Raw genomic sequence first — 12,898 nt, forward strand, 5'->3', positions numbered from 1 at the left:
TGCGGCATTCTTCAATGTCGCGTCTAATATTCTGTGCGGAAAATCAATGTGCATCTTGTGAACCTTTCTGTTCGAACCGTAGGCATTGTGAGTTTGACTGACTGAAAAAAGATAGTTAAACATGTTTTCAATTTCAATCCCCCAAGTGCAACGGTGCAGCTCGCGAAGGGGACGGAAAAGTGGCGAGTCAGCTGCCCGGGTAATCCTGGGCTTTCACACGTATTGACTGCCGGTCAGGAGAAAAGACGTGGCGATAATGTTCGTGCGAGCGCAGATGATCAGCAGGGGCGCGGGTCGCAACATTATTTCTGCTGCCGCCTATCGGCACCGCACCCGGATGGTGGACGAACAAAGGGGGGTGTCTTTCAGCTTCAAGGATGGCGACGACGAACTGAGGCACGAGGAACTGGCTCTACCGGAGGCGGTTCCAGCGTGGCTGCAGACTGCTATCGAGGGGAAGACTGCCGCTGACGCAAGCGAGACACTGTGGAATGCGGTTGACGCATTCGAGACGCGTGTGAACGCGCAGTTTGCCCGCGAACTGATTATAGCACTGCCGGAGGAACTGACGCTTAGGGAAAACATCTCCCTGGTCCGTGAGTTCGTGAGAGACAACCTGACCTCAAGGGGCATGATTGCTGACTGGGTCTATCACGACAGGGACGGTAATCCGCATGTACATGTTCTGACAACGCTCAGACCCCTGACAGCGCAAGGCTTCGGTCTCAAGGTCATGCCTGTCCCCGGCGATGACGGAAAGCCACTGCGTGTGGCAGCAGGGGACCAGCCGAAGGGCAGGATCGTCTACACAGTCTGGGCCGGCAACAGGGAGACAATGAAGGCGTGGAAGATCGCCTGGGCGCAAACAGCCAGCCGGTATCTGGCGCTTGCTGGCCGTGATATCCGCCTTGACGGTCGTTCCCATGCCGAACAGGGACTTGACGGCATTGCCCAGAGGCATCTGGGACCCGGAAAGTCGGCGATGATGCGCAAGGGTGTCGAGATGTATTTTGCACCTGCCGATCTGGCGCGCCGGCGCAAAATGACCGCCCGACTGCTTGCCGATCCGGAGCCTCTCCTCAGACAGCTTGGCAATGAGCGCTCCACCTTTGACGAGAAGGATATCGCAAGGGTCATCCACCGCTATGTCGATGATCCGGCAGACTTTGCCAATATCCGTGCACGACTGATGGCTTCTCCTGATCTGGTGCTCCTTAAACCACAGCAGTCTGGCGCGCTGACCGACCCGATCAAGGGTCGTGTGAATGGCCGGGTGAAGGGCGAGGCAACGGAACCGGCCATCTTCACCACCCGAAAGATCCTGCGCACCGAACATAACATGATGCGTTCAGCCGATATCCTGTCTGGGAGGAAGGGTTTCGGGATTTCGGACGCTGGACGCGCAGCGGCATTGCGTTTCGTCGAAGAGGACAATCCACTGAAGCCGTTTAGGCTGGATCTTGAGCAGATTGAAGCCATTCAGCATGTAACGGGGGACAGCGGTATCGCTGCTGTCGTCGGTCTTGCCGGTACGGGCAAGTCGACATTGCTTGCAGCTGCGCGCCTTGCCTGGGAAAGCGGACATCATCGCGTCCTGGGCGCGGCACTTTCCGGCAAGGCTGCCGAGGGGCTGGAGGAGAGTTCCGCCATCAGATCGCGAACGCTTGCCGCGTGGGAGCATGCCTGGAATAACGGGCGCGATCAGTTGATGCGCGGTGACATCCTCGTCATCGACGAGGCAGGCATGGTCTCGTCGTTGCAAATGGCACGTGTGCTGGATGCCGTAGAAAAGGCTGGCGCAAAGGTTGTTCTGGTCGGCGATGCCATGCAGCTTCAGCCGATCGGGGCCGGTGCGGCTTTCCGGGCAATATCGGAGCGGATCAGTTCCGCCGAACTTGCCGGTGTGCGCCGGCAACAGGATGAATGGGCACGCGATGCCTCAAAACTCTTTGCTCGCGGTGACACCGCGGCGGGACTGGAGATCTACGCCAGACGCGGGCATCTGGTCGAGGCGGAAACCCGGGATGCACTGATCGGGCGTCTGGTCAGGGACTGGACGGATGCGCGGCGGAAATTGATCACGCCATCACAGACGGGACGAGGCGTGCAACCCGGGACGGGGATCGCAGCACCAAACGGTGGTGGCCAGTTGCCGGGTGATGCATTGCTGGTGCTGGCGCACACCAACAGGGATGTCCACAGGCTGAATGAAGCCTTGCGCAAGGTGATGCGGGAAGAGGGAGCGCTCGATGGCGCGCGCCGCTTCCGGACGGAGCGGGGCATGCGGGAGTTTGCTGCAGGCGACCGGATTATCTTTCTCGAGAACGCCCGTTTCCTCGAACCGCGTGCAAGGGGAAACCGTCCGCAATACGTCAGGAACGGCATGTTCGGCACGGTGGTCTCCACCGGCAACGCATTCCGCGCGCCGCTTCTTTCTGTCCGGCTCGACAGCGGCAACGAGATTGTTCTCAGCGAGGACAGTTACCGCAACATCGATCACGGCTATGCGGTGACAATCCACAAGTCGCAGGGCGCGACTGTCGACCGGACCCTTGTGCTTGCCAGCGGCATGATGGACAGGCACCTGACCTGTGTGTCCATGACCCGTCATCGTCACAGGGCTGATCTTTATGCTGCACGCGAGGACTTCAGGCCCGAACGGGAGGACAGATCCCGTATTGATTACGCGAAGGGGATCACCGGCGAACTGGTCGAAACCGGGGTGACAAAATTCCGGTCCTGGGATGAGGACACGAATGATACGCCCTATGCTGATCTGAAGGTTGAGGGCGGGAAGGTCCATCGCCTCCGGGGTGTCGGTCTGCCGGCAGCCCTGTCTGCGGCGGGAGCTTCAAAAGGGGATACGGTCACGCTTCGCAAGGATGGCGTCGAGACCGTGTCGGTAAAAATTGCAGTCCCTGATGCGCAAGGCGGTGAAAGGCGCTTTGAGGAGCGCACGGTTGAACGCAATGTCTGGACGGCCAGGCTGCATGAAGCCACAGGTGTCCGCCGCAAAAGCATTGAAGGGGAAAGCCACACACCGGAATTGTTCCGGCAACTGGCCAAACGCCTCGGGCGCTCGGGCGCCAAAACCACGACGCTGGATTTTGCTGGCGAGGCTGGCTACCAGGCACATGTGCGGGACTTTGCCCGCAGGCGTGGTATCGACACACTTGCCGGGATTGTCGCTGGCACAGGGGCAGGAGCACGACGCCAGCTGGCGTGGCTGTCGCAAAAGCGCCAGCAGGTGGCAATGCTGTGGGAGCGAGCAGGTGCGGCGCTCGGTTTGGCAATCGATCGGGAACGCAGGGTTTCTTATCATGAGAGGCAATCCGGAAGATTCCCCATGCAGAATCCGACAGCCCCGATGTCCCTGGATCGAAATTCTCCGGGTTCGTCCCGGACCCGGCCGACTGACAATATCGGGCAGGGCTCGAAAGCCTGCAACATACCGCCGCTGCTTGCCGCCGTGACAGAGTTTACGACCCCGGTCGAGGTTGAGGCGCGCGAAAGAGCTTCAAAAGCCGCTCTCCATGTTCACAACCGCTCGCTGCTTGCTGAAACAGCAATGCGGATCTGGCGTGAACCTGCCAATGCTGTTGAAACGATCGAGACACTGATCCGGAAAGGCATTGCCGGTGATCGGATTGCGGCAGCCATTGCCAATGATCCTGCGGCCTATGGTGCCCTGCGCGGCTCTGGTCGGCTGAGGGACAGGCTTCTGGCCGTTGGCCGCGAGCGAAAGACAGCACTGGAAGCCGTGCCGGATGTGCAGGCAAGTGTCCGCTCGCTGGGATCGGGCTGGGCCTCAGCCCTGAACGCTGCAACAACAGCAATCGCCGCAGAGCGTCAGCAGATGGAGACCGCCATTCCAGGATTGTCAGAAGAGGCTAGCGAAGAACTCCGTCGCATCACAACTGCGATGCAAAAGAAGAACGCGCGGCTTGATGTCCTCGCCGGTTCGCTCGAACCGCATATTCGTCGGGAGTTCACAAGCGTCAGCCGCGCCCTTGATCTCAGATTCGGGCGCAATGCAATCCTGCGCGGCGACCGCGACAACATCAAACGCGTGCCTCCCGCACAACATTCCGTTTTCGAGGGGCTTCAGGACACGTTGAAGGTTCTTCAGCAAACAGTTTCGACCGCCAGGGCCCAGGAAATAGCAGCGATACGTCAGAGCCAGAAACTCGACCGCGGTCAAGACTTCCGGCACTAACCTGTTTGCGAAGTCCAGAGTCGATCCATTTCGTGCCGTTTGCCCCGGACTGTTGCAACATATGAACTGTGTCGACGGGATCGGGTTCTGCATGAGGTAAAATTCGACCGTGTGACAAATCTCTTCACTTTGATCTATCTTGACATTCAACCTACTGGAAGGTAGGTACTGAGTATGAGCAATTTGTCCACCACTTCCGATGATATTCTCGCATGCGCCAAAACCTTGATCATGTCGGGTGGGTATAATGGATTCAGCTACGCGGATATCGCCAGCGTCGTAGGCATTCGCAAGGCCAGTATCCATCATCATTTTCCGAGCAAGGTCGATCTGGTAAAGGCACTAATCGTGCGACATCGTGAAGATACAGAAGCAGGTTTTGCCAATCTCGAGAGCAAAGTCGATGATCCGCTGGAGCAACTGCAGGCTTATACTCAATACTGGAGTGCGTGTATCACGGACGGGAGTGCGCCATTCTGTGTAGGGGCGCTTCTGGCAAGCGAAATTCCTATATTGCCACAGGAACTCGCTTCTGAGATTCAAAACTATTTCAGATCGTTATCGAGATGGTTGACATCAGTCCTCACACGCGGCGCAAGACAGGGCCGCATTCGCTTGATCGACTCCCCTGACATCGAGGCAGAAGCTTTTGCTGCTACCGTTCACGGAGGGATGTTGTCAGCGAGAGCCCACAGCGATCCGAAGATGTTTTCGCTTATAGTTGAACCAATGCTTCGCAGACTGGCTGCGGCACAGTGATTTCGATCAAAGCCTGATCATGCTCTGTAGTCAGGCTATCAATTGGCAGGGAGGCGAATGCGGCGACCCCGTTATCCAGCCTGCAGCCATCATCGCATTGATATTTCGAAACATGCCGGGCGCAGGCAATGCCTGGAATGAATATCGAAATGTTGTGTGCCTGTTTCTGGAATGTCGCTGTCACGACGGTGCTTCTCGTCGGCCAGTTGTCGAAATGGCGAGGGAATTTTGGGAAGGATGACTGTGGTGAATGTGGATGGATGCTATCAGTATGTTTTGAATGGTTAATCGACCGTCCTGATCAATGAACTAGGTTTTATTCTAAAACCTATCTATTAGTAGGTTGTTATATTTACAGGAGCTTTGGTTATGTTTGGAATTTCCCCGCTAGGCTGGATGCACACGATCGGCAGTTTGCCTGCCATTCCCCTGGCCATCTACATGTTCGTCCGCTACGGGCGAATTTTGCCCGGGTCAAAATCCGGAGGTCTTTATTTTGTCTCGATGCTCATAGGTGCTGGCACAACATTTCTCGTTGCACGCCAGCAGGTCAGCTATGTTATCGGTGCTGCGACGATAGTTCTGCTCATTGCCGGTTATTCAATCGGTTACAGTTCAATCTTTGGTCGTGCGACCCGCTATCTGGAAACAGTCTTTTTAAGCTTGACTGCCTTCCTGCTAATAGTGCCGGCGGTAAGCGAGGTATTGCGGCGCGTACCAAATGGTCATCCATTTGTGACCGATCCCAAATCCCCGTTGTTGCTGGGCGCGCAGGGCAGTCTTTTGATCATCCTCATCATAGGACTGACAGCTCAGCTTATCTATCTGAAAAAACAAAACAACCGGTGATCGCGCGGACGGCATATTTCTCCTATCCAAGCAATGAGGTTCAAAGACCCCGTGGAATAATGAGCTCCGTCGGTATCATTTCGGGCTGGTCGGTCGTTTGTGCAGGCTCATCCAGAAGCTCGAAGGCGCGTTCGATCATTGCCTGAACATTTTGCCGGGCCATCACGACCGGGAAGTGGAGAACCTCAATGAAGGGGTCCCAGTCGAAACACCCGATGGAGCACTCCCGGACCTCGTCAACCGGCAGTGTCTTGAGAAAACTGACGATACCCTCAAAGGGGCTCGTCGAGTTAACGAAAAGCGCCTCCGGCAGGCCGTTAAGTTCACCGTAAACTGCGCGGATTGCACTTGCGGCATTTTCGGGATCGTAGCCATTCGTCGTGATTGTTCCGCCGCGAACCGGAAGGTTCAGCGCAGCCAGTTCATCCTTATACCCGCGCACACGTGCGCGCGTGTTGTGGTCACTATCCACGCCACCGATGAAGTAGAAGCTGTTTTCCGTTCGATGAGACCTGCGGCTGGCAATCTGGCGGGTCAACTGTCGGGCGCCGTCATAATTGTCGCTGATCACGGACGCGCCGTGTTTTCCCGGAAGGTCAACATTGATATGCTTCAGGTGAGCCTTTTCGCACAGTTCCGCGACACTGTCCGGATCGGTTGCGCCTGCTATCAGCAGGGCATCGATGTTGTGAGCAATCAATGTTTCCACAGTGCTGCGTTCCTGCTGCGGATCGCGCAATGTGCTGGCAACGACCGGAACAAGATTCCGGGAGCGGGCTACCGCTTCGAAGGACGCCGCCATCGAGCTGAAATATCGATTGTCCAGCATCGGCAAGATCATGCCGATCAAGCCGGAGTTGGATATGCGTAATCCGCGCGCTTGAAGGTTGGTCGTATAGCCGAGTTCACGGGCTATTACTCTTACTCGGTCCGCCGTTGCTTTATTTATCCTGCGGTTTTCCCACGAACCATTCATGACAGAAGCAACGGTCGACGGAGATACTCCAGCTCTTTCCGATATGTCGTAAATGGTTACTTTCCGGGGAGTGCTCATTAAGCCTGCTTTTCATGTGGGTAGAAGTTCGATCTTAGCGGTCTGTCACCACCCGCTGCAAGTGGGAGCAGGTGCGAATCCGGTGTGTTCCTCTGGCATTTTCCTCTTGACCGGATACCGCATGTCGAGCAATGATCGTGTTGCACTATCGATGGTGCAGTGTGACGACAAGCCGAGAGGAGCGGTGCGCACATGCCGAGGGCGGGGAAGAGCCTTCGATTCATGCACAACAATCCTCGTCAGCAGCGCTCGATTTGATTGGCGTACCGCGATGCGGTGTGCCGTCAGAATGATCGGAACTTTGTGGAGTAGAAGGTCGCTATCGGGAGAACATTCAGGGTGGAATAGCGAGGCGAAGTTCGTCTGTAAGGTTGCGAAACAACAAAATTAAAACCCAACGGGAGTGAGACATGAAGAATCTGTTTGGTAAGGCAGCTTTTGCTGCGGTGATGCTGTCCTCTTTTGCGAGCGGTGCTCAGGCAGAAGTGAAGGACGCAGTGGTCGGCTTCTTGATGCCGGATCAGGCATCCACCCGTTATGAAGAGCGTGATTATCCGGGCTTTGCCGCCGAGATGAAGAAGATCTGCGAAAGCTGCAAGGTGCTTTATCTCAATGCCGATGGCGATGCGAGCAAGCAGCAGCAGCAGTTCAACTCGGTCATTTCGCAGGGCGCGAAGGTGATCGTGCTCGATGCGGTTGACACGGCGGCGGCAGCCTCGCTGGTCAAGCTGGCCCAATCCCAGGGTATCAAGGTCATCGCCTATGACCGTCCGATCCCGGATGCGACCTCCGATTTTTACGTGTCGTTCGACAATGAAGCCATCGGCAAGTCGATTGCCGATTCGCTGGTCAAGCACCTGAAGGACAAGGGTGTACCGGGCGACAAGGGCGGCGTCCTGCAGATCAATGGTTCGCCAACCGATGCCGCAGCCGGTCTCATCAAGAACGGTATCCATGCCGGACTGAAGGACAGCGGCTACAAGACGCTTGCCGAATACGATACGCCCGAGTGGGCACCGAGCAAGGCACAGCAGTGGGCCAGCGGCCAGATCACTCGCTTCAACGACCAGATCGTCGGCGTGGTGGCTGCCAATGATGGCACCGCTGGCGGCGCGATTGCAGCCATGAAGGCGGCTGGTATCGATCCGCTTCCTCCGGTCACCGGCAATGATGCGACGATTGCAGCGCTCCAGCTCATCATTTCGGGCGATCAGTACAATACGATCAAAAAGCCGTCGGAAATCGTTGCTGCGGAAGCCGCACGCGTCGCGGGCCAGCTTCTGAATGACGAAACCCCGAAGGCAGAAGCCACGCTCTACAACACGCCGTCGAAGCTTTTCGTTCCAGTGGTCGTGACGGCTGACAATCTCAAGGCTGAGATCATCGACAAGAACATCGTTTCGGCTGAAACCCTGTGCGTCGACCGCTATGCCGAAGGCTGCAAGAAGCTCGGCATCACGAAGTAGGCAACGATACGCCCGGCCGGTTATCCGGTCGGGCAGTTTGATGTGCAATGGCGTATCCTGCAATATGCCAGGGAAAGTGAGATCATGTCCCAAGATCACGAAGCCGCTGCGTCGTCGCGGCAGCCAGTGCTGCGTCTAAGCGGCATATCCAAGAATTTCGGTGCCGTTTCAGCGCTGACAGATATCGATCTGGAAGTCTTTCCGGGCGAAGTTGTCGCTCTTGTCGGCGACAACGGCGCGGGGAAGTCCACGCTTATCAAGACGCTGGCGGGTGTGCATCAGCCCACGTCCGGCACAATCGAATTCAATGGCGAGAAGGTTGTGCTTTCCTCGCCGGGCGTTGCGCTCGATCTCGGCATTGCGACGGTCTTTCAGGATCTGGCGCTGTGCGAGAATCTCGACGTGGTCGCCAATATTTTCCTTGGCCGCGAAATGAGCCCCTATCGGCTTGACGAAGTATCCATGGAGATCAAGGCGTGGAAGCTTCTGAACGAGCTTTCCGCCCGTATTCCGAGTGTACGCGAGCCGGTCGCCTCCCTTTCTGGTGGCCAGCGCCAGACGGTCGCGATCTCGCGCTCGCTGTTGCTTGATCCCAAGCTCATTATGCTCGACGAACCAACTGCAGCACTTGGCGTTGCGCAGACCGCTGAGGTTCTCGATCTTATCGAGCGCGTTCGTGACCGTGGGCTCGGTGTCTTGATGATCAGCCACAATATGGAAGACGTTCGTGCTGTCGCGGACCGTATCGTCGTGCTGCGGCTTGGCCGAAACAATGGTGTTTTCTACCCGGATTCCTCAAACGAGGAGCTGGTCGCAGCTATCACCGGCGCAAGCAGCAATTCCGTTTCCCGCCGTGCCGAACGGCGTCAGGCGCAGCATGAAACCGGTCAGGTCCATGATCGGGGAGAAGCATAATGAACCAGGCAACCGGAAATACCCCTCTCGACCGGCAGGATACCCGCGTGCGCCATGACGAAGGCGTTTCAGGCGCGCTGCGCAATTTCTTCGACCGTGTTCGCTCGGGCGATCTTGGATCACTGCCGGTCATCGTCGGCCTCGTCATCATCTGGACCGTCTTCCAGACATTGAACCCGGTTTTCCTGTCGAGCAACAATCTCGTCAACCTGCTGTTCGACTGCTCGACCATCGGCGTCATTTCGCTCGGTATCGTCTGCATCCTGATGCTGGGCGAAATCGACCTTTCAGTCGGCTCGGTCAGCGGTCTTGCTTCGGCAATTGTCGGCGTGCTGTGGGTCAATCATGGCTGGCCGGTCGGGATCGCAATGCTGGCAGCGCTCTGCACCGGCGCGCTGATCGGCCTGCTTTACGCATTCCTCTATAATCGCTTCAGCATGCCAAGCTTCGTTTCCACGCTGGCTGGCCTGCTGGCAGCGCTTGGCCTGCAGCTTTATCTCCTGGGCAATACCGGCTCGATCAATCTGCCTTACGGCTCCTGGCTCGTGAGCTTCGGCCAGCTTCTGGTGATGCCGCGCCCGCTTTCTTATGCGCTGGTGCTAATTGCCGGACTTGCAATCTTCTTCACCGGGTTCCGTTCCGCGCAGCGCCGCCGCGAAGCCGGTCTGTCGGCACCGTCGTCGGCCGGGATTGCGCTCAAGGCCATTGTCATCACGGTCATTGTCGGTGGTGCAGTATTCTATCTCAACCAGTCGCGCGGCGTGCCATGGATGTTCGGCCTGTTCGTGGCTCTGGTGATCGCGATGAACTACGCACTCACCCGCACCAAATGGGGCCGCGCCATGCAGGCCGTTGGCGGCAATCGTGAAGCTGCGCGTCGCGCTGGCATCAATGTGAAATTTATCTATATGTCGGCTTTCATGACCTGTTCGGTTCTGGCTGCCGCAGGCGGCATTCTGGCCGCAGCTCGCCTTGCTTCTTCCAGCCAGCAGGCAGGCACTGGCGACGTCAACCTGAACGCGATTGCAGCAGCGGTCATCGGCGGCACTAGCCTCTTTGGCGGACGTGGCAGCGCCTGGTCGGCTCTACTTGGCATTATCGTCATCCAGTCGATTGCCAGCGGTTTGACGCTGCTCGATCTGTCATCGTCGCTTCGCTACATGATTACTGGCGCTGTGCTCGCCATCGCCGTGATTGTCGACTCCCTTGCCCGCCGCTCGCGCCAGTCGCACGGTCGCGCCTAAAACTTTAAGGACTGAAAAATGGCTCAGGATCTCAATGGAAAAGTCGGCGCCGTTACCGGTGCTGCCTCTGGCATCGGCTTCGAATGTGCAAAGCACATGTTAGAAGCGGGAATGACGGTGTTTCTCGTCGACCGTGACGAGAAGGCGCTTAATGAAAAATGCGCCGAGCTCGGCGATAAAGCCAGGCCGCTGGTCATTGATCTGCTCAATCCGGCATCAGTCGCCACCATGATGCCGCAAATACTCGACCAAGCGGGCAAACTCGACGTATTTCACGCCAATGCGGGTGCCTATATTGGCGGACCTCTTTGGGAAGGCGACCCGGATGCATGGGACCGCATGCTGAACCTCAACATCAACGCGGCTTTCCGCACCATTCATGCGGTTCTGCCACATATGATGGAACGAAAGACCGGCGATATCATCATGACAAGCTCTGTCGCAGGTGTCGTACCGGTCATCTGGGAGCCTATCTATACCGCATCCAAACATGCCGTTCAGGCTTTCGTTCATACGGTTCGCCGTCAGGTTGCCCCGCACGGTATCCGCGTTGGTGGCGTTCTGCCGGGTCCGGTGGTTACCGCACTTATTAGCGACTGGCCGAAGGCAAAGCTGGATGAAGCGCTGGCTAATGGCAGTCTGATGGAACCGAAGGAAGTTGCGGAATCGGTGATGTTCATGCTGACCCGCCCGCGCAACATTACCATTCGCGATCTGGTCATTCTTCCACAAAGCCTCGATCTGTAAATGGGAGCGACCATGACCAGCTATTATCTGGGCGTCGATGTCGGCACCGGCAGCGCTCGCGCCGGTCTTTTCGACGCCAGCGGTACCATGCTTGCTTCGGCCAAGCGCGATATCACCATCTGGCGTGAGGCGGGCAGCATTGTCGAGCAGTCGAGCGCCAATATCTGGCAGGCTGTTTGCGAAAGCGTGCGCGAAGCCGTCAAGACTGCCAATGTTGATCCGACTGACATTGCCGGTATCGGCTATGACGCGACATGTTCGCTGGTTGTGCTGGGTGAGGGCGGCAAGTCGCTTGCAGTCGGTCCGTCCAACGATCCAGCGCGCGACATCATTGTATGGATGGATCATCGCGCTGTTGGCCAGGCAGAACGCATTAATGCGACCAAAGCCAAGGTTCTCGACTACGTTGGCAGCGCTATTTCCCCCGAGATGGAAACGCCGAAGCTGTTGTGGCTCAAGGAAAACAAGCCGGAAACCTTCGCTGCTGCATGGCAGTTTTTCGATCTTACCGATTTTCTCACATGGAAATCTTGCGGCAGTCTTGCCCGTTCGGCCTGCACGGTCACCTGCAAATGGACCTATCTCAGTCATGAAAAGCGCTGGGATGAGACCTTTTTCCGTGAAGTGGGCCTTGGCGAACTGGCGGACGAAAATTTTGTCCGCATCGGTACGGACGTTCGACCCGGTGGCGAGAGTCTTGGCGGCTTGAGCGAACAGGCCGCAGCAGAACTCGGTCTTATGCCGGGCACAGCTATTGCCGCTGGCCTGATCGACGCTCATGCGGGCGGGATCGGCACGGTCGGGGCACGCGGTCCGGAGGGCCGGATATTGTCGCGCATGGCCTATGTGTTTGGCACGTCGGCCTGCACCATGACGACAACCGAACAGCCGGTTTTCGTGGATGGTGTATGGGGTCCGTATTATTCGGCGATGGTTCCGGGCCTGTGGCTTAACGAGGGAGGACAATCGGCAGCGGGTGCAGCTATCGATCATCTGATCCACATGCATCCTTTCGCGAAGGAAGCGGAAGAGCAGGCAAACGCCCAAGGCAAGGGGCTGGTCGACATTCTTGCCGCAGAAGTCGACGCGAGGGGAGGCTCAGAAGAGGCAGCTGCCATCATTGGCGACATTCACGTCGTGCCGGAGTTCCTCGGTAATCGTGCACCGTTCGCGGACCCTGATGCGCGCGCAATCATTGCCGGGCTCGATCTCGATGCCGGGATCGACAGCCTTACGGCACTTTATTTGGCCGGGCTGTGCGGCCTCGGCTATGGTGCGCGGCAGATCGTGGAGGCCCAGAAAGCAAAGGGTATCGCGACCGATACTATCGTCGTCTCGGGTGGGGCTGCACGTTCGCATCTGGTGCGACAGGTGCTTGCCGACACGACCGGTCTTGTCATCGCCGCCTCCACTTCGCCCGAACCTGTTCTGCTCGGCTCTGCCATGCTGGGTGCCGTCGCGTCGGGAGCTTACCCTGATCTTGCATCGGCCATGGACGCCATGTCGGAACTAGGAGAAGTTAACAGGCCGGATGCCGGGCTGGCCAGATGGCACGACCAGCGTTTCGAGGCTTTCACACTTTTGCAGGCAGCCGCTCGCAAAATCCGCGTGGTTCAACTGAGGTAGATTGTTCCCGGCACGCAGGCAG

At 57.4% G+C, this 12,898-nt stretch carries 9 protein-coding genes and 1 pseudogene; 8 read left to right on the forward strand and 2 right to left on the reverse strand.

The genetic code is table 11. The features are described from left to right. Window positions 1-247: 247 nt before the first annotated feature. The 3 genes from traA (at window position 248) to OINT_RS12900 (ending at window position 5,824) form a co-directional block, all read left to right on the forward strand. Entirely contained in the window at window positions 248-4,216 is a 3,969-nt protein-coding gene (gene traA, locus OINT_RS12890; protein ID WP_006468275.1) for a Ti-type conjugative transfer relaxase TraA, read from the forward strand. Window positions 4,217-4,390: 174 nt separating this feature from the next. Beyond that, window positions 4,391-4,975, forward strand: coding sequence for a TetR/AcrR family transcriptional regulator (locus OINT_RS12895; RefSeq protein WP_006468276.1), 585 nt, complete (start codon window positions 4,391-4,393; stop codon window positions 4,973-4,975). Between the two features lie 369 nt (window positions 4,976-5,344). Further along, window positions 5,345-5,824 (forward strand): hypothetical protein, encoded by a 480-nt coding sequence (locus OINT_RS12900; RefSeq protein ID WP_006472044.1) that lies wholly within the window; start codon window positions 5,345-5,347, stop codon window positions 5,822-5,824. Between the two features lie 40 nt (window positions 5,825-5,864). On the opposite strand, the gene OINT_RS12905 is transcribed toward OINT_RS12900, so the two are convergent. Both OINT_RS12905 and OINT_RS24365 read right to left on the reverse strand, forming a co-directional pair. Beyond that, window positions 5,865-6,653 (reverse strand): substrate-binding domain-containing protein, encoded by a 789-nt coding sequence (locus tag OINT_RS12905; RefSeq protein ID WP_235691704.1) that lies wholly within the window; start codon window positions 6,651-6,653, stop codon window positions 5,865-5,867. Window positions 6,654-6,770: 117 nt separating this feature from the next. After that, window positions 6,771-6,878, reverse strand: a pseudogene (locus OINT_RS24365) (LacI family DNA-binding transcriptional regulator); the annotation flags it as partial. A 410-nt stretch (window positions 6,879-7,288) separates the two neighbouring features. Here OINT_RS24365 and OINT_RS12910 point away from each other — a divergent pair. The 5 genes from OINT_RS12910 to OINT_RS12930 all read left to right on the forward strand — a co-directional run bounded on the left by OINT_RS12910 (window position 7,289) and on the right by OINT_RS12930 (window position 12,876). After that, window positions 7,289-8,344, forward strand: a complete 1,056-nt coding sequence (locus tag OINT_RS12910; protein WP_006468279.1) for an ABC transporter substrate-binding protein — start codon at window positions 7,289-7,291, stop codon at window positions 8,342-8,344. A gap of 84 nt (window positions 8,345-8,428) precedes the next feature. Beyond that, a complete protein-coding gene (locus tag OINT_RS12915; RefSeq protein ID WP_006472046.1) occupies window positions 8,429-9,259 on the forward strand; it encodes an ATP-binding cassette domain-containing protein in 831 nt (276 codons plus the stop codon). Then, window positions 9,259-10,503 carry a sugar ABC transporter permease gene (locus OINT_RS12920; RefSeq protein ID WP_006468281.1) on the forward strand — a complete coding sequence of 415 codons (1,245 nt, stop codon included), beginning with the start codon at window positions 9,259-9,261 and terminating at the stop codon, window positions 10,501-10,503. The genes OINT_RS12915 and OINT_RS12920 overlap by 1 nt, the downstream gene beginning before the upstream one ends. Before the next feature lie 18 nt (window positions 10,504-10,521). Then, window positions 10,522-11,250, forward strand: coding sequence for an SDR family oxidoreductase (locus OINT_RS12925; RefSeq protein WP_006468282.1), 729 nt, complete (start codon window positions 10,522-10,524; stop codon window positions 11,248-11,250). A 12-nt stretch (window positions 11,251-11,262) separates the two neighbouring features. Further along, window positions 11,263-12,876, forward strand: a complete 1,614-nt coding sequence (locus OINT_RS12930; protein WP_006472047.1) for an FGGY-family carbohydrate kinase — start codon at window positions 11,263-11,265, stop codon at window positions 12,874-12,876. Window positions 12,877-12,898: the final 22 nt, after the last annotated feature.

The sequence above is a fragment of the Brucella intermedia LMG 3301 genome, from assembly GCF_000182645.1.
Taxonomy (GTDB): domain Bacteria; phylum Pseudomonadota; class Alphaproteobacteria; order Rhizobiales; family Rhizobiaceae; genus Brucella; species Brucella intermedia.